The organism is Microbacterium sp. R1 (assembly GCF_015159725.1).
In the GTDB taxonomy this organism is placed as follows: Bacteria; Actinomycetota; Actinomycetes; order Actinomycetales; family Microbacteriaceae; genus Microbacterium; species Microbacterium oxydans.
This window is the reverse complement of record NZ_JADDUD010000004.1, coordinates 288388-305163: the sequence shown is the minus strand read 5'-3', so window position 1 is coordinate 305163 and position 16776 is coordinate 288388. Positions and strand designations below refer to the sequence as shown.

Genomic DNA, 16776 nt, shown 5'->3' with positions numbered 1-16776 from the left:
CGTTCCTGCATCGCGATCACTCCGTACGGATCAGTCGCCGTCGGGATGTCGCGAGTCTCATCGTCCCCAGGCCGAGGACGAGGAGCAGTGCGGCCAGGGCGATCCAACCGCCCTGCGCCTGTCCACCGGTCGTGGCCAGGCCCGAGGCCACCACCTGGAACGAGGCCGATACGCTGCCCGAGGTCGCCCCGGTCAGTGTCACGGTGTGCGGTCCGAGGTCGGTGGCGGTCGGCACGGTCCAGGTGAAGGTGACCGTGCCCTGCGCGTTCGCGACCTGGCTGCCCAGCGCGACCGGATCGGAGGCCATCACGCCGGTGACCTTCTCTCCGGGCTTGAAGCCGGTGCCGACGGCGGTCTGCTGCTGTCCGCGTTCCAGGACCGGCGACCGGAGGGCGATCGCGATGTTCCCGGTCGGGTCGGCTGCCGCGTCCGCCGAAGCGCTCGCGGTGGCGGATGCGGATGCCTCCGCGGTGGCTTCGGCCGAGGCGTCGGCCGCAGCCGATGCCGATGCCGTCGCCGACGAGGACGCGTTGGCCGCTGCGGCCGCAGAGGCGTTCGGGTCTGCATCGGCCGCAGCCGAGGCATCCGCCGCGCTCGTCGAGGTCGCATCGTTCTGCGCCGCCGCCTGAGCCGCCGCAGCCGCGGAGGCGTTCGCCGCCGTGGTGGCCGTGGTCGAGGCATCGGTGGAGGCATCGGTGGTCGCCGCCGCCTGAGCCGCTGCGTTGGCCGACACGTCGGCCGCCGCGGATGCCTGGCTGGTCGCGTCCGCGAGTGCCGCAGCCACTGCCGCGGCCTCAGCCGAGGCGTTGCTGTCGTCGTCAGCCTGGGCGGAGGCCGCTGCCGACGCGGACGCGTTGGTGTTGATCTCCGCCGACGCGTCAGCCGAGGCGACCGCGTCGGACGAGGCATCGGTCGAGGCGTTCGCGATCGCCGCCGCGCTCGCGTTCGCCGCAGCGCTCGTGCTGGCATCCGACGTCGCGGTGGCGTCAGCCGCCGTGTTCGTCGTGGCGTCGGCGAGGGCCGCGGCCTGGGCCGCGATGGCCGCGCCGGCGTTCGCCGCCGAGGTGGCATCAGCCGTCGCCGCCGTGGACGAGGTCGCCGTCGCCGCCGACTCCGATGCGGCGTCCGCTGCCGGGTCGGCCGCCGCCGAGCCCTGCGCTGTCGCATCCGCGAAGGCCGCTGCCTGCGCGGACGCTTCCGCGACGGCCGCGGTGGTGGCGTCGGCGTTCGCCGAAGCGGATGCCGAGGCAGCCGCGTTCGCGTTGGTCGAGGCTTCCGAGGATGCGTCGGTGGACGAGTCGGAGGTCGCTGCGGACTCCGACGAGGCCGCGGAGTTCGCTTCCGCTGCCGCGGAGGCTGCGGCGTTCGCGTTCGTCGAGGCATCAGCCAGCGCCGCGGCCTGGGCGGCGACGGCCGCGGAGGCGTTGGCGGTCGATGTCGAGTCGGTCGACGCTGTCGTCGATGCCGTCGTCGTCGCCGCAGCCTCGGCGGCCGCGGTCGCGTCAGCGGTGGCGGCTGCCGACGCGGACGAGGTGGCATCGGCCAGAGCAGCCGCCTCCGCAGCGGCCTGGGCCGACGGGTCGCCGTCCGCGGTCGCGTCCGCCGAGGCCGACGCTGACGCCGCTGCGTTGGTGTTGACATCACCCGGGTCGCCCGCCGTCACCTCTGTGGTGTCCGTCGCGGTGACGGCACCGGCGGTCGCAGTCAGCGTGTATCCGGTTCCGGGAGTGGTGCCCGCCGGTACGGGATAGTTCGCAGTGAAGGCTCCCGAAGCATCGGTCGTCGCCGTCACCGGGCCGCCGACGTTCGCGCCTCCGCCCGGAGCTGTCAGCTGCAGCGAGACCGAGGAGCTCACGGGCCAGCCCGAGCCGGTCACGTCGAGGTTGCTGCCCGCCGGAACCTGGGCGGCCGCGTCGACCACGACGGGAGCCGCGGTGACCTCCGTCGTGTCCGTCGCCGTCTGCGCACCGACCGAGGCCGTGACCGTGTAGCCGGTGCCTGCCGGGGTGCCGGCCGGGACCGGGTAGTCGAGCGCGAAGCCGCCGAGCGCGCCGGTCGTGGCCGTGCGCGGGGTACCGACGGCCGCGCCGCCGGGTGCGCTCAGCTGCACCGAGACCTGCGTGTTCGCCGGCCAGTTCGCTCCGGTGACGGGCAGATCGTCCCCTGCCTGCACCGTCGCCGCCGCGTCGACCGTGGCCGCCGCAGTCACGGTGGTCGTGTCGGTCGCGGTCTGGGTGCCGACGGTCGCCGTCACCGTGTAGCCTGCGCCGGGCGTCGCGGAAGCGGGAACCGGGTAGTCGAGCGTGAACCCGCCAGACGGGTCGGTCGTGGCCGTCACCGGACCGCCGACGTTCCCGCCACCCGGCGGCTCGCCGGCCAGTTCGTACCGGTCACCGGAAGGCTCGTGCCCGCCTGCACCGTGTCAGCGGCATCGACAGCCGCGGCGGCCGTGACCTCCGTGGTGTCGATCGCCGTGACGGCACCTGCGGTCGCCGTCACGGTGTATGCCGCACCCGGAGCCGCAGAAGCGGGAACCGGGTAGTCGAGCGTGAAGTCACCCGAAGCGTTCGTGGTCGCCGTGACAGGGCCGCCGACGTTCGCGCCGCCGCCCGGAGCTGTCAGCTGCACGGACACCTGGGTGTTACCCGGCCAGTTCGATCCCGTGACCGGAAGGCTGGTGCCCGCCTGCACGGTGGCTGCGGCATCGACGGCGGCCACGGGGGCGTCCGTCACCTCGGTGGTGTCGGTCGCCGTCTGCGTGCCCACCGATGCCGTCACCGTGTAGCCGGTGGCCGCGGGTGTGCCGGCCGGAACAGGGTAGGCGACCGTGAAGGCGCCGGAACCGTCGGTGGTGACCAGTACGGGGCCGCCCACGTTCGGGCCGGAAGCCGGAGCCGACAGCTGCACCGAGACCTGGGTGTTCGCAGGCCAGTTGGCACCGGAGACCGCGAGATCCGTCCCCGCCTGTACGGCCGGGGCGGCATCGACCGTCGCCGCGGCCGTCACCTCGGTCGTATCCGTCGCCGAGACGGCGCCTGCCGTCGCGGTGACCGTGTACCCGGTGCCCACCGTCGTCGCCGTCGGGACGAAGTAATCGACCGTGAATGCACCGTTGCCGTCGGTCGTGACCGGAACAGGGTCGTTCACGATCCCCCCGCCGGGTGCGGTCACCTGCACGGAGACCTGCGTGTTCGCGGGCCAGCCGGAGCCGGTCACGGGCAGGTTCGTCCCCGCCTGGACGGTCGGGGCCGCGTCGATAGCCGCCACAGCTGCCGCGGCAGCCTTGACCGTCGAGGAACCGAGATCGAGAGCGACCCCGCCTCCGACGGCCGGGAGCAGGTTCACTCCGAGCGCACGCACCGTGAAGCTGCCGCCCGGAATGTCTCCCGTCGCCGGCTGCTCGTTGATGGTGATGGTCGCGATGTCCGACAGCACGCCCTGGAGCACGGGATCGAGCGTCGTCAGCACGGGACCCGTGAGAGCGGCGAGTGCCGGCTGCACGAGCGGGATCACGCTGGTCAACGCGGTGTTCACGAGCGGACCCGTCGTCGTGGCGACCGCATTCGTCACCGTCGCGACCACCGGGTTCAGGAGCACGCCGATGTTGAGGCCGGCCAGGGTGATGTCGGTCGCGACCGTGGGAACGGGAGTGGCGGTGCCGGCGAACTGCGCCAGTGAACCCTTGACCGTGACGTCGCCCGACACGAGCGGCGTCCCGGTGAGCGGCACCGTGAGGTCGACGCCGACCGTGATCGTCACCTGGAGGGCGTCGAGCGTCGACTTCAGGATCGTGGAGACCTTGCCGTTCAGGCTGTTCGGGTGCGTGCCCGTGAGTGCGGAGGTGATCCCCTGCTGGATGGCGGAGATCGTCGTGGCGGAGAGCACCGGGGTGTTCGCCGGCAGTGTGTTGAGGTTCGCGCCCGCGCCGGTCTCGACGAGGATCTTGGCGAGATCGACCGAGACCGTGCCGGTGCTCAGGTCGACGAGAACCGAACCGGTCGTGTTCTCGACCGGGGTCTGCAGCACCTGCGTCGTCACGGTCTGCCCGACCGTGTCGAGCCCCGCGATCGAGACCGTGCCCCCTGTCGCGGTGAAGGCGGCGACGAGCGGCACATCGGGGATCGCGTTGATCGTGTTGACGATCGTGGTGGTGAGGGCGGTCAGCGCGCCGCCGGGACCGGCGAGGTTGCTCACGGGAGTGACGGTGCCCTGGATCGCGGAGGCGAGGGTGCCGGAGAGCCCGGCGACCAGGTTGCTGTGCAGATCGAGGTTCAGGTCGGCGATGCGGTACTCGGACGTCACCGTTCCCGCGTTCGACTCGGCACGCGACGCGAGGGCGCCGATGCCGATGGAGGCCTGGTCGAGGACCGCATCGGTCAGCCCCGCCACGGCGAGCTGGTCGAAGAGGTCTGTGAGCTCGAGGGTGCCGGGGTTCACGCTGCCGTCGATGGCGCCGGTGTCGACAGCCCCACCCGAGGTGATCGTGCCCGAAGAGGCGATCGACTGGGTCTGCGTCGGCGAGGAGCTGAAGCTCTGCGCAGCGCCCAGGTCGCCGAGCCGCAGCAGACCCGGCGTGGTGCCGTCGGTCAGCAGCGGCACGTTGAGGGTGCCCACGTCGATGTTGAGCGCCTCGAGCAGTCCGACGTTCAGTCCGCCGAGCTCCGAGCCAGGGGCGGCCGGGTTGCTCGTCAGCGTGTGACCGAGCGCGGCGATGTCGAGTCCGCCGAGCAGTGCGGCCGGCAGCTGGATGATCTGCCCCTGCGCGACCGACGGATCGTTCGGATTCGCCGCGTCCAGCGCATTCGCCGCTGTCGGCACCAGTGCACTTGCGAGGATCACCGCGCCGACGGTGACGCCGGCGATGCTTCCTCCTGCTGCTCTGCGTCGCCGCAGAGTCCTCTCCTGCAATTCCATTCGCTACTCCCGTGTGATGCGATCTTCCGCGTCACATGGCCCCCCCACGGGTCGACGTCAGTCGGCCGAGCGATGTTGAGGACAGTTCTACGGGATACGGGACGCGTTGTCCAGCATTCGTCCAGAGAACTTTTCAGCCATCGTCATCGTCCGAGACACTTCGCCATCGGCCGACATCGGACCCGCGATCGAGGGTTCGCCGACACGACGAAACGCCCCGCGGCCGAAGCCGTCGAGGCGTTTCGCGAATGCCCTCGGGTGTTACAGCGAGAGCCCGTGACCGAAGCGGAACAGCGGGTCGGTCGTGTCGAACGGGACGTCGGGACGCGAGGCCTCGACAGCCGCCATCGAGCGCGGCAGGTCGAAGGGCAGTCGACCCTGCGCGGGGAACGCACCGCTGAGCACGTCCAGCAGCGCCGTCCCGGAAGCACCCCAGTTCACCGTGATCGCAGCCGCCACCTCGGCGAGCGGCGACAGGATCGGCGGGCGATCGGCGAGCACGTCGACCACTGTGGGCACGACGGCCGCGACCTCGCCGACATGGGCGATCACGTCATCCGGGAAGTCGAGGGAACCGGCGTGGAAGAAGTTCTCGAACATGGTCGCGCGCTCCTCGAACGGAGCCTGCAGCCGGATGATCGCCAGATCGGCTTCCGACGGCGTCTCGACGACGTCGGCGAACTTTTCAGCCACGGCGACGTCGATGCCCTCGACGTAGAGCTTCGCCCCTCGGGCGAAGGGCAGCGCGCCGTCGTTCGCGAGCACCGTGATCGACGCACGCTGGGCATCCTCCCCCGCGGCACGGAAGTCGGCACGACCCACGATCTCGTCGGCGGCGTCCTCGTCGACGTAAGGGTTCTCGAACAGTCCGAGCTCGAACTTCTCGCGCAGGATGCGTCGTGCGGAGATGTCCAGCCGGGCCTCGGTGATCTCACCGTCGGCGATGAGCTCGAGCAGCAGCTCCGGGTTCGCCTCACCGCCGAACTGATCGGCGCCCGCATCGAGCACCTTCTTCATCCGCTCGCGAGGGGTGAGATCTTCCACACCCCAGGCACGCGCAGGGAACGGCTGCCCGAATATCTCGGAATCGCTGATCAGACCCCAGTCCGTGCACACCAGACCGTCGAAGCCGTAGCGCTCGCGGAGCAGACCCGTGATCACCGACTTGTTGAAGCCGAAACCCACCTCCTCGTACTCCGTGCCGACGGGCATCCCGTAATACGGCATCATCTGCCGGGTACCCGCGGCGAGCGCGTCTTCGAACGGCTTCAGGTGAAGCTCGAACTCGCCGCCAGGATAGACCTGCTCGCGGCCGTACGGGAAGTGCGGATCCTCGCCGTCCTTCTGGGGGCCGCCGCCGGGGAAATGCTTCGTCATGGTCGATACCGAGCCAGGCCCGAACGACTTCCCCTGGAAGCCGCGGATGTAGGCCGCGCCGAGCTTTCCCGACAGCTCGGCGTCTTCGCCGAACGTCGCCGTCTGGCGCGCCCAGCGCGGCTCGGTCGCGAGGTCGACCTGCGGGTGCAGTGCCACGCGCAGACCGACGGCCGTGTACTCCTGGCGGGCGATGTCAGCGAAGCGCTCGACGAGCTCCTCGTCGCGGGTGGCCGCGAGGCCGAGCGTCTCCGGCCACTGCGAGAAGGGCCCTGCCAGGATCGACGCTCCCGGATTCTCGCTGAACGAGTGCCGGGGGTCGGTGGAGAGCGTGACCGGGATGCCGAGGCGCGTGGACGCCGCGAGCCGCTGCAGGGCGTTCTGCCACGCGGCGATCTCCCGGCCGGTGGGCGCGGCACCCAGCAGGTTGAAGTGCGTCATCTGCTTGGACTCGAGGAACTCGCGGGCCGACGGCGTCGCGAACACCGGGTTGGGCTCCTCGAGGTCGCCGATCGCGATCATGGTGTGGAAGAAGAGCCCTGCCTTCTCCTCGATGTTCATGGCATCGAGCAGCAGCTGCACCCGCTCGTCGACCGAGAGATCGGTGTCGAGCCAGGGGCGCGCGATGGTGGTCTCTGTCATGGTCACTTAACTCCCTTGATGCGGTAGACGAGCACGGCACCGGCCAGCGCGACGACCGCACCGAACAGGTACCACGTGGTGTAGCCGCCCAGCGGCGTGGCCGCCCCGATGGCGATGATGCCCGGCGCGATCGCGGGGGCGATCGACTGCGGCAGCGCGTTGGCGATGTTCAGCACCCCGAGGTCCTTCGCCACGTCGTCCGGGTTGGGCAGCACCTCGGTGGCGAGGGCGAGGTCGACCGAGAGGAACGATCCGGCCCCGAGCCCGATGATGGCCTGGGCGATGATGACGGTCGTGATATCGGGGGCGATGGCGAGGATGACCAGGCCGACCACCATGATCACACCGGCGACGGCGACGAAGGGACGGCGCTTGCCGATCTTGTCGGAGAGGAAGCCGCCGAGCGGGGAGGAGATCGCCATCGCCGCCATCGAGGCGAGGTTGGCCGCGAGGATGACGCCCACCGCACCCTGCTCGTCGAGGCCGAACTTGGTGACGAGGTACAGCGGCAGGAAGGTGGCGATGCCGGCGTAGCCGAACATCACGAAGAACTTGGTGAGCCAGGTCCAGCCGAAGTCGGGGTGCTTGCGCGGGTTGAACACGAACGAGCCGAAGAACATCCCGATCGTGAACTTCTCGGCGGGCTTCTCGGTGAGGCGGCGGTCCTTCAGGATCAGGACGAAGATGATCACCAGGATCAGTGCGATCACGCCCGGCACGACGAAGCGCTCGAAGTCGCCGGGCAGGAAGTTCACCAGGAAGCTGCCGGCGAGGATGCCGATCGGGGTGGTGATGCCGATGATGCCCGACACCTTGCCGCGGCTCGTGACCGGCACCTGGTCGGGCAGGGTCGCGTTCGCCGCCGCGAGCACGGCGTTCATCGCGGTCTGCACGAGGCACCAGGCGAGCAGGACCATCCAGACGGAGTTCGCGGACCCGATGAGGAAGAACCCGCCGAGGCCGACGACGGCACCACCCAGGATCCACGGACGACGCATGCCCCAGCGCGAGGTCGTGCGGTCGGAGAGCCTGCCGACGAGGGGGTTCGCCACGAGGGCGAAGATCGCACCGACGCCCATCACGAGTCCGAGGCTTCCCTCGGTGTTGACGGGGTCGATGTGCTGGATCTTGAACGCCATGGACACCATAACCGGGGTGAGAAGCGCCAGGAAGACACCGAAGTTCACCGCGGCGAGGCCGGGGGTGTAGCCGCGCGGAGTCTTGGGCGGCGTGGTCCCTGGGGCCTTGAATCCCGTGGTGCCCACCGCGGCCGCGTTGGCGGCGGATGACAGCTCTGTCATGACAGTCCTTTCGATTCACCGCACATCTTCGGGCGATGCGGTTCTGGCATGACAGTACACCAATCTCGACCGGTTGGTAAGTCAAACCAGACCGATTGGTAATGAGCGAGGATAGAGTGATGACGGAGGATGTGATGACGATGACGGCGACCGGCACCCGTCACTCGCGCGCCGTCGCGACGAGGCAGCGCATCCTCAACGCCGCGCACGATCTGTTCGTGACCCGCGGTTACCGATCCACGTCGCTGCGCGACATCGCCGCAGCCGCCTCCGTCAGCCACCCGGGGCTCCTCGGGCACTTCGCCTCGAAGGACGATCTGCTCGGAGAGGTGGTCGCCGGGCTCGAAGCCGAGAACGAGACCGTGTTCAGCGCGATCTCGGCCGCATCCGAACCGGGCGAGCTGGTCTTCGCCGGCATCGCCGAGCGCAATGCGCGCACCGCCGGCTACCTCGAGCTGTTCGCGGCCCTCACCGGGGAGGCCTCGGCGCCGGACCACCCCGCGCACGAGCGGATGCGCGAGCGCTACTGCCGGATCCGCGCACTCAGCAACGACGTGCTCGAGGATGCCCAGTACCACGGGGTGGTCGCCGCCGACCGCGATGTCGACGGCGAGGCCGTCCGGCACACGGCGGGGTGGGACGGGCTGCAGCTGCTGTCGCAGTACCTGCCCGATCGGGTGGACGTCGTCGAGATGCTCGAGGAGCGCGAGAACCTGTGGGCTCTGCCGCACGCGTGGCGGGACCCCGACGACGAGCCCTCATCCGGGTCCGCGACGGCCGCCGGTCCCCTCCCGCGACTGCGCGCCACCAGTGTCGCCGACACCGACCCCGGCTACGCGGTCGGCCGCCGCAGGCGCGCACAGATCCTCTCCGATGCGATGCGCCTGTTCGCCCGCGACGGCTACGGCGACACCAGCCTGCAGGACATCGCCACCGCGGTCGGAGTGTCGAAGTCGACGCTGCTGCACCACTACGCGTCGAAGGAGCTGCTGCTGAGCGCCGTGCTCACCGAACGCGACAGCGCCATCAACGAGAACCAGATGTTCACGAGCACCGCGTCGGCTGCCACGGTGCTCCGCAGCATTCCCGAGGGCGCGGCGCTCAGCGCACGGGACGAACCGGGACTGATCGAGGTCTACGCGGTGCTGTCGTGCGAGGCCGTCCCCGTCGCACACCCCGCACACGACTACTTCACGATGCGGTTCGCGAACGCCCTCGACTACTTCGCTGAGCTCTTCCGCCTCGCCCAGGTCGACGGCGACCTGCCAGCGCACCGCGATCCCGTGCACGAGGCCACCTGGCTCATCGCGATGTGGGACGGGCTGCAGTACCAGTGGCTGTACGACCGCGACAGGGTCGACATCGCCACGCACCTGCGGGCTCATCTCGACGACGTGCTGCCTCCGCGCTGAGACGGCGCTGCGCTGAGACGGCGCTGCGCGGAGACGGCGCTGCGCGGAGACGATGCCGCGCGGAGACGATGCCGCGCGGAGACGACGCCGCGCGGATCAGCGCAGACGGACGGCGTAGCGCAGATGCGTCGTCTGCGGGGAATCCTCCGCGCCCACCAGGTCGAGCGAGAGGCGTTCCCCGTCCACACCGTCGAACAGGCGCACTCCTGCCCCGAACAGCACAGGTGAGAGAGCGATGTGGAACTCGTCGACCAGACCGGCATTGAGGAACTGGACGATCGTCTCACCGCCGCCCGAGATGCGGACGTCGAGGTCGCCGGCAGCAGCGCGCGCCTGGTCGAGCGCCGACTCGATGCCGTCGGTCACGAAGTGGAACGTGGTGCCGCCGCGGCGCTCCCACGGCTCGCGCTCCTCATGGGTGACGACGAAGACCGGCGTATGGAACGGCGGGTCCTCCGGCCACGCGTGCTCGCCGGCGTCGAACATCCGCTTCCCCATCACACTCGCCCCGGTGCGCTCGAACGTCTCGCGCACGATGTCGTTGTCGCGTCCCTCGTCCCCACCTTCGCCCAGGTGCAGATTCTCGCGGAAGGACCGCAGCCGGAACACCCACTTCTGCAGCTCCATCCACTGCCGACCCATCAACTCGTCCGGCGACTCGGGGGCGATGAACCCGTCGAGAGACATCGAGACGCTGAAGAACACCGCTCCGGCCATCAGCGCTCCCCTCGCGCGATCGCCATCTCCGCGACGTGGACGGCGAGGTTGTCCAGTGTCTGCCGGCCACCCTCGAGTGCGCCATGCCGCTCGATCGCCCGGTCGCGCAGCTCCGGTGTCGGGAACACCGTGCGCATCTCGATGCGGGTCCGATCGCCGTCCAGCACGAACGTGAGGTGTGATTCGAATGCCTCAGGATCGTCGCGGTGCTCACCATGGAGCATCACGATCCGCTCCGGCGCGACGATGTCGGTCCACACGATCCACTCCGGGTATTCGGTGCCGTCCGGTCCGTGCATCACGAACTCCCATTCGCCCCCGACACGGAACTCGAACGATCGCGTCGTCGTGGTGAAACCGTCGGGGCCCCACCACCTCGAGAGGTGCTGCACCGTGGTGAACGCCTCGAACACCAGCGCCGGCGCGGCGTCGATCACGCGCGAGATCACGATCTCGCGATCAATCGTCGTATCCATCCACTACTCCTGCCTTCTTTCCGCTTTCAGGTCCTGCACGTAGGCGTCGAGCCGGTCGAAGCTCTCGTTCCAGAACTGCTCGAAGCCGCCCGTCCACTCATGGACGGCCCGGAGCCCCGTGGCGTCGAGCCCGTAGACCCGCTGCTTGCCCTCCCGGCGGTCGCGCACGAGACCGACCTCGCGCAGCACACGCAGGTGCTTGGAGGCACCCGGCTGAGTCATCCCCAGCACCTCGGACACCTCGGTCACGGGGCGGTCGCCACTGCGCAGCAGCGTCAGGATGTCCCGGCGTCGCGGTTCGGCGATCGCGTTGAAGACATCGGATGTGGTTGCCGCTCGCGCCATGTGATCAACATATACCCATATGGGCAAGTGTTCAAGACGCCACGATCCGGAGTACGCCCGAAGGCGAGGCGTCGGGCGTCGGCGTCAGGCGCCGGCGATCACCGCGAGCACGCCCTCGCCGTACGCCTCGCGCTTCTTCGCACCGATGCCGGTGATGCCGTCGAGGTCGGCGAGAGCAGCAGGGCGGCGCTCCGCGAGCGCGCGCAGCGTCGCGTCACCGAACACGATGTACGCGGGCACGCCCTGCTCGCGAGCGGTCTCGGCACGCCATGCACGCAGTGCCTCGAACAGTGGCCGATCCCCCGCGTCCAGGGCATCGGCGGCGCTGGCCTTGCGGGCCCGGCCCGAGGACGTCGGACGCCCGATCGTGTCCTTGCGCAGGGGTACAGCGGTCTCACCACGCAGTACTCCTGCCGCCTGCTCACCGGGCGCGAGGGTGCCGTAGTCACCCTGCGCGACGAGAATGCCGCGGGCCAGGAGCTGACGGACGACGCTGCGCCAATCCTGATCCGAGAGATCGCTGCCGATGCCGTAGGTCGCGAGCTTGTCGTGACCCTGCTGCCTGATGCGCTCTGTCGAGGCCCCGCGGAGGATGTCGATCAGGTGCCCGGCGCCGAACGCCTGATTGCGCTCGCGCTTCAACCGCACGATCGTCGAGAGCAGCTTCTGTGCTGGGACGAGCCCGTCGAACGTCTCGGTGTCGTCGAGACAGGTGTCGCAGTTGCCGCACGGCTGCGACTCCTGGCCGAAGTAGCCGAGCAGGTTCTGCCGACGACACTCCACGGTCTCGCACAGCGCGAGCATGGCGTCGAGGTGCTGCCCCATGCGCATCTTGAAGGTGCGATCACCGGGACTCTGGTCGATGAGCCTGCGCTGCTGCACGACGTCGCCGAGCCCGTAAGCCATCCAGGCCACCGAGGGCTCGCCGTCTCGACCGGCGCGCCCGGTCTCCTGGTAATAGCCCTCCACGGACTTCGGCAGATCGATGTGCGCGACGAAGCGCACATCCGGCTTGTCGATGCCCATCCCGAATGCGATGGTGGCGACCATGACGACGCCGTCCTCGCGGAGGAAGCGCGCCTGGTTGGCCGCGCGCACCTCGGCGGGAAGACCCGCGTGGTACGGCAGCGCATCGAGACCCTGGGCGGCGAGGTACGTCGCCGTCTGCTCGACCGACTTGCGACTGAGCGCGTACACGATGCCCGCGGGCTGCGCGGCGTCGTCGGTCACCGGGGTCTGCGACTTGATGAACGCGACCAGCTGCTTGCGCGGGTCGACCTTGGGCACGATCCGGTACTGGATGTTCGGGCGATCGAAGCTCGCCACGAAGTGCTTCGCCGGCGCCCGCCCCTCTGCGCCGTCGAGGTGCAGACGTTCGGTGATCTCCTTGTGCGTCGCTGCGGTCGCAGTAGCCGTGAGCGCCATGCGTGGAACACCGGGGAACCGCTCGCCCAGATCGCCGAGAGCCAGGTAGTCGGGCCGGAAGTCGTGACCCCACTGCGACACGCAGTGGGCCTCGTCGATCGCGATCACGCTGAGGGTGCCGCGTTGCAGGAGCGCCGTGGTCTGCGCGTTCGACAACCGCTCCGGGGCGACGTAGATGAGGTCGAGTTCACCGGCGACGTACGCCCGCTCGACCTCGCGGCGCTCGTCGATCGCCTGCGTGGAGTTGAGATAGGCGGCGTTGACGCCGTTGGCCCGCAGAGCGTCGACCTGGTCGTGCATGAGCGCGATGAGCGGGCTTATCACGAGCCCCGTGCCCTCGCGCACGAGCGCGGGCACCTGGTACGTGATGCTCTTGCCGCCACCGGTGGGCATCAGCACGACGGCGTCTCCGCCCCCGATGACCTGATCGACGATGCCTGCCTGGTCGCCGCGGAACTCGTCGTAGCCGAAGACCGTGTGCAGGGCCTCGCGTGCGGTGGAGTAGCGGCTCGGCGTCGCTCGGCGCACGGCCGGCGCGGAGGCCGCGGGGGCCACCGGGGTGACCGGACCCTGACCCCAGTCCAGCGGCGGTTCGAACCCGGCGCCCTGAGGCTCCCAGTCCATCGGCTCGGGCGGGATGGACGACTCCCACCCGTCGTCATAGGGCTCGTCGGCGTACGGCAGGTCCGCGTACGGGTCACGGGGAGTCTGCGGCATCCCTCCAGCGTAACGACCCCCGCCGACGTGGGCCGCGCCTCATCCACAGGCGCAGTCTCGATCAGCTCGCGGTCGACCGGTCGTAGGCGCGGATGAGGTCGTCGAGGAACTTCGCCACCGTCGCCCGCTCGCCCTCGCTCATCGCGGCGATCTGCGCCTCGACCTCGACGATGAGCGGCTCCACCAGGCGCTCGGCATCGGCGGCGGCATCCTCTGACGCGGTCACGATGAGTTTTCGCCCGTCGGACGGATGCCGATCTCGGCGCACATGGCCGCGATCTTCGAGGCGATTGAGGACGAGAGTCATGGCTGCGGTCGAGATCTCGACGCGGTGGGCCAGCTCGGTCGGAGTCGTGGGGCCGCGGGAGATGAGGTGGTCGAGCACCTCGAGGCCCGGGGCGTCGAGTTCGAGCTGCTTGGCGATCGAGCGCTCGAAGCGCTGCTGACGCATCGTGAGCTGCTGCACGCGGGTGCGGATGTCAATCTCGTCGATCTCGCCGGCGTCGTGCCGACGTGACGGGTCATACGTCGAGGCCGATTCCGTCGCCCGCTCGGACCGTTTGACATCCATGCGCACCATGGTAATACTTCATATTGCTAATTTGATTGATAATCAAGGATTGAGACGATATGACAGACGCGACAGAAGCGCCCTACCGCTGGCGCTGGGCGATCCTCGGAGTGATGCTCGCGGCCGAGATCATGGACATGCTCGACGCGACGATCGTCAACGTCGCCGGCCCCTCGTTGGAGTCCTCCCTGGGGACGAACGCCCTGGGCCTGCAGTGGGTGATCGGCGGCTACGCCCTCGCGTTGGGGGCGGGACTGATCCTGGGCGGTCGCCTGGGTGACCGCTTCGGGCGGCGCCGGATGTTCCTCCTCGGCCTGTCGGCGTTCACGATCGCATCGCTGTTGTGCTCCCTCGCGCCGACCGCTGAGCTACTGATCGCCTTCCGTCTGCTCCAGGGCGCGGCCGGCGCGCTGCTGCTCCCCCAGGGCCTCGGTCTGCTGCGTGAGAACCTCTCCGGCGCCGAGCTCGCCGTCGCATTCGGCATCTTCGGTCCGGCGCTGGGCCTCGGCGGCATCCTGGGCCCCATCATCGGCGGCGGACTGATCGAGGCCGACATCCTCGGGCTCGGATGGCGCTCGGTCTTCCTCGTGAACATCCCCATCGGGATCGTCGCCCTGGTCATCGCCTGGCGCATCCTGCCGCGACGCTCGGGGGATCGGGCGGTCCGCATCGACATGCTCGGCGCAGCCGTCATCGTCGCGGCATCCGGCATCCTCGTGCTCGGCCTCACCTTCGGACCCGAGCTGGACTGGCCGCTGTGGGCCTGGGCGTGCGTGGCCGCCGGCCTTGCCGGCTTCATCCTCTTCGGGGTGCAGCAGCGCGCACTCCTCGCCCGCGGCGGAGTGCCGCTGGTCACGGCGACCATGTTCACGCGTCGGGCCTACACCTTCGGGCTCGTGGGCATCGCCCTGTTCTTCAGCAGCCTGACCGGCACACAGCTGGTGCTGACGCTGTTCCTGCAGGTCGGCAACGGCTTCAGCGCCGGCGAGGCGGGGTTGAGCAACCTGCCACTCGCGATCGGCTCCGCGGTCGGCGGTGCGATCAGCGGCGCATGGCTCGCCGAGAAGATCGGGCGGTCCGTGCTGCAGCTCGGAGCAGTCACGCAGCTGCTCGGCGCGGGACTGCTGTGGTTCGAGCTGCAGCAGCCGGGCGACTTCAGCATCTGGACCATCGCCCCGGGCATCGCCCTGTTCGGGGTCGGCGGCGGCGCGATCATCGCCGCACTGTTCAGCACGATCCTCGCCGCGGTGAAGGACGACGAGATCGGTTCGGCTTCGGGCGTTCTCACCGCGGTCCAGGCGATCGCGAGCGCAGTGGGTGTCGCGATCTTCGCCTCGGTGTTCTTCGATGCGATCGACTCCGGTACCCCGGCGGAGGCGTATCAGCAGACCCTGATCGTGCCCGCGATCATGCTCGTCGCCTTCCTCGCACTCACCTTCCTCTTCCCGAAGAAGAGTCGGGAGGATGCGCACGGGGTAGCCGTGATGGAAACAGCGGGCTGACCGGATCGGTGGGCGAGAACCCGGACCGTCTGCGTCGGCGCCAGACGGACCGGGTTCTCGCCCGCCCCAGCGATCTCACGCGGGCGTAGGTTGGAGTCAACCCGTTCGAAGGAGCCTCCGATGACCGACATCACCGTGACCCGCAACGACGACGAGTCGCGCTACGAGATCCGCTCCGACGACGTGCTCGCAGGTTTCGCGGAGTTCGACCTGCGCCCCGGATCGATCCGCTTCATCCACACCGAGGTCGACCCGGCGTTCCAGGGCCAGGGGCTGGCGGGAAAGCTGGCATCGGCAGCGCTGACGGATGCCGCAGGACGCGGTGAGGCGATCGTCCCGCTGTGCCCGTACATCGCGAAGTACCTCGAAACGCACGAGATCGCCGGAGCCGAGATCCGCTGGCCGCGGGCGTCGCCGAGCCATGGCGCATCGACGGGCGAAGAGCCGACGGGCCGAGCCGAATGATCGGGCAGCACCGCCTCATCCTCGAGCCCCGCGAGGTGCCGCTGGGCGGAGTGCGCGGCATGAACGTGCTGCGGGCGCTGCCCCACCGCAACCTGCCGACGATCGGCGCCTGGTGCTTCCTGGACCGGTTCGGTCCCGCCGACACAAAGATGCGGGTCGAGCCGCATCCGCACATCGGACTGCAGACCGTGACCTGGCCGCTCGTCGGAGAGATCCGCCACCGCGACTCGCTCGGCAGCGACGCCGACCTGCGCCGCGGGCAGCTGAACCTGATGACAGCGGGCGACGGCATCTCGCACTCGGAGTACTCGATCGGTGAAGAACCGGTGCCGCTCGACGCCCTGCAGTTCTGGGTGGTGCTGCCCGACTCGGCCCGCCGCGGTGCCCCCGGCTTCGAACGGCACACCGCGCTGCCGACACTCGCACTCCCGGCCGAAGAGGGAGCAGATGCCGAGGCCACGGTCGTGCTCGGCGAACTCGCCGGGGTGCGTTCGCCCGCCACCGTGCACACCCCGATCGTCGGCGCCGAGGTCGTCATCTCCCCCGGCTCGCGCGTGCGCCTGCCACTGCGTTCCGACTGGGAGCACGCGCTGATGCTCGTCGAAGGCGATGCCGTGGTGGCCGGGCATCCACTCGACCGCAACGGACTGCTCTACCTCGGCGACTCCCGCGATGCGGTCGAGGTGTCGAGCACCGAGGGCGCCCTGCTCTTCCTGCTGGGCGGTGAGCCGTTCGAGGACGACATCGTGATGTGGTGGAATTTCGCCGGACGCACACACGAAGAGATCGTCGAGGCCCGCGAGGAGTGGGAGGCGGCGTCCGACCGTTTCGGAGTCGTGGCCGGGCACGATGTGCGCATACCCGCGCCGCCCCTCCCCCCTGTTCGGCTCATGCCGCGCAGCCGCAAGCTCTGAC

Annotated in this window: 13 protein-coding genes; 4 read left to right on the top strand and 9 right to left on the bottom strand. The window is 69.6% G+C overall.

Annotated features, from left to right (window positions below):
* Positions 1-16: 16 nt before the first annotated feature.
* The 4 genes from ILP86_RS16765 to ILP86_RS16750 all read right to left on the bottom strand — a co-directional run bounded on the left by ILP86_RS16765 (position 17) and on the right by ILP86_RS16750 (position 8231).
* Entirely contained in the window at positions 17-2338 is a 2322-nt protein-coding gene (locus ILP86_RS16765) for a hypothetical protein (RefSeq protein WP_193762490.1), read from the bottom strand.
* The gene (locus tag ILP86_RS16760) at positions 2335-4914 is read right to left on the bottom strand and encodes a choice-of-anchor G family protein (RefSeq protein WP_193762489.1); all 2580 of its coding nucleotides are present in this window, start codon (positions 4912-4914) and stop codon (positions 2335-2337) included. Before ILP86_RS16760 ends, ILP86_RS16765 begins: the two co-directional genes overlap by 4 nt.
* Before the next feature lie 261 nt (positions 4915-5175).
* Positions 5176-6930, bottom strand: coding sequence for a glycoside hydrolase family 3 protein (locus ILP86_RS16755; protein ID WP_193762488.1), 1755 nt, complete (start codon positions 6928-6930; stop codon positions 5176-5178).
* Positions 6931-6932: 2 nt separating this feature from the next.
* Positions 6933-8231 carry an MFS transporter gene (locus ILP86_RS16750; protein WP_058632158.1) on the bottom strand — a complete coding sequence of 433 codons (1299 nt, stop codon included), beginning with the start codon at positions 8229-8231 and terminating at the stop codon, positions 6933-6935.
* A gap of 119 nt (positions 8232-8350) precedes the next feature.
* Between ILP86_RS16750 and ILP86_RS16745 the strand changes: the two genes are divergently transcribed.
* Positions 8351-9643, top strand: a complete 1293-nt coding sequence (locus ILP86_RS16745; RefSeq protein ID WP_227751334.1) for a TetR/AcrR family transcriptional regulator — start codon at positions 8351-8353, stop codon at positions 9641-9643.
* A 96-nt stretch (positions 9644-9739) separates the two neighbouring features.
* On the opposite strand, the gene ILP86_RS16740 is transcribed toward ILP86_RS16745, so the two are convergent.
* The 5 genes from ILP86_RS16740 to ILP86_RS16720 form a co-directional block, all read right to left on the bottom strand.
* Positions 9740-10360: a dihydrofolate reductase family protein gene (locus ILP86_RS16740; RefSeq protein ID WP_046746626.1), complete on the bottom strand. Its 621-nt coding sequence runs from the start codon at positions 10358-10360 to the stop codon at positions 9740-9742.
* Positions 10360-10836: an SRPBCC family protein gene (locus tag ILP86_RS16735; RefSeq protein WP_193762487.1), complete on the bottom strand. Its 477-nt coding sequence runs from the start codon at positions 10834-10836 to the stop codon at positions 10360-10362. The genes ILP86_RS16740 and ILP86_RS16735 overlap by 1 nt, the downstream gene beginning before the upstream one ends.
* Positions 10837-10839: 3 nt before the next feature.
* Positions 10840-11181, bottom strand: a complete 342-nt coding sequence (locus ILP86_RS16730) for a helix-turn-helix transcriptional regulator (RefSeq protein WP_046746624.1) — start codon at positions 11179-11181, stop codon at positions 10840-10842.
* Between the two features lie 84 nt (positions 11182-11265).
* The gene (gene recQ / locus ILP86_RS16725) at positions 11266-13323 is read right to left on the bottom strand and encodes a DNA helicase RecQ (RefSeq protein ID WP_058632156.1); all 2058 of its coding nucleotides are present in this window, start codon (positions 13321-13323) and stop codon (positions 11266-11268) included.
* Between the two features lie 61 nt (positions 13324-13384).
* The gene (locus ILP86_RS16720) at positions 13385-13894 is read right to left on the bottom strand and encodes a MarR family winged helix-turn-helix transcriptional regulator (protein WP_058632155.1); all 510 of its coding nucleotides are present in this window, start codon (positions 13892-13894) and stop codon (positions 13385-13387) included.
* Between the two features lie 59 nt (positions 13895-13953).
* On the opposite strand from ILP86_RS16720, the gene ILP86_RS16715 reads away from it, so the two are divergent.
* The 3 genes from ILP86_RS16715 to ILP86_RS16705 all read left to right on the top strand — a co-directional run bounded on the left by ILP86_RS16715 (position 13954) and on the right by ILP86_RS16705 (position 16775).
* On the top strand, positions 13954-15396 hold the full coding sequence (locus ILP86_RS16715; protein ID WP_113681846.1) for an MFS transporter: 1443 nt from the start codon (positions 13954-13956) through the stop codon (positions 15394-15396).
* Between the two features lie 120 nt (positions 15397-15516).
* A complete protein-coding gene (locus ILP86_RS16710; RefSeq protein WP_058632153.1) occupies positions 15517-15861 on the top strand; it encodes a GNAT family N-acetyltransferase in 345 nt (114 codons plus the stop codon).
* On the top strand, positions 15858-16775 hold the full coding sequence (locus ILP86_RS16705) for a pirin family protein (protein WP_058632152.1): 918 nt from the start codon (positions 15858-15860) through the stop codon (positions 16773-16775). Before ILP86_RS16710 ends, ILP86_RS16705 begins: the two co-directional genes overlap by 4 nt.
* Position 16776: the final 1 nt, after the last annotated feature.

Excerpts from the sequence above, each read along its gene's own strand:
- ILP86_RS16705 (WP_058632152.1), top strand. The coding sequence starts at position 15,858 with ATGATCGGGCAGCACCGCCTCATCCTCGAGCCCCGCGAGGTGCCGCTG.
- ILP86_RS16745 (WP_227751334.1), top strand. The coding sequence starts at position 8,351 with ATGACGGAGGATGTGATGACGATGACGGCGACCGGCACCCGTCACTCG.
- ILP86_RS16715 (WP_113681846.1), top strand. The coding sequence starts at position 13,954 with ATGACAGACGCGACAGAAGCGCCCTACCGCTGGCGCTGGGCGATCCTC.
- ILP86_RS16710 (WP_058632153.1), top strand. The coding sequence starts at position 15,517 with ATGACCGACATCACCGTGACCCGCAACGACGACGAGTCGCGCTACGAG.
- recQ (WP_058632156.1), bottom strand. The coding sequence starts at position 13,323 with ATGCCGCAGACTCCCCGTGACCCGTACGCGGACCTGCCGTACGCCGAC.
- ILP86_RS16720 (WP_058632155.1), bottom strand. The coding sequence starts at position 13,894 with ATGGATGTCAAACGGTCCGAGCGGGCGACGGAATCGGCCTCGACGTAT.
- ILP86_RS16735 (WP_193762487.1), bottom strand. The coding sequence starts at position 10,836 with ATGGATACGACGATTGATCGCGAGATCGTGATCTCGCGCGTGATCGAC.
- ILP86_RS16750 (WP_058632158.1), bottom strand. The coding sequence starts at position 8,231 with ATGACAGAGCTGTCATCCGCCGCCAACGCGGCCGCGGTGGGCACCACG.
- ILP86_RS16755 (WP_193762488.1), bottom strand. The coding sequence starts at position 6,930 with ATGACAGAGACCACCATCGCGCGCCCCTGGCTCGACACCGATCTCTCG.
- ILP86_RS16740 (WP_046746626.1), bottom strand. The coding sequence starts at position 10,360 with ATGGCCGGAGCGGTGTTCTTCAGCGTCTCGATGTCTCTCGACGGGTTC.
- ILP86_RS16760 (WP_193762489.1), bottom strand. The coding sequence starts at position 4,914 with ATGGAATTGCAGGAGAGGACTCTGCGGCGACGCAGAGCAGCAGGAGGA.
- ILP86_RS16730 (WP_046746624.1), bottom strand. The coding sequence starts at position 11,181 with ATGGCGCGAGCGGCAACCACATCCGATGTCTTCAACGCGATCGCCGAA.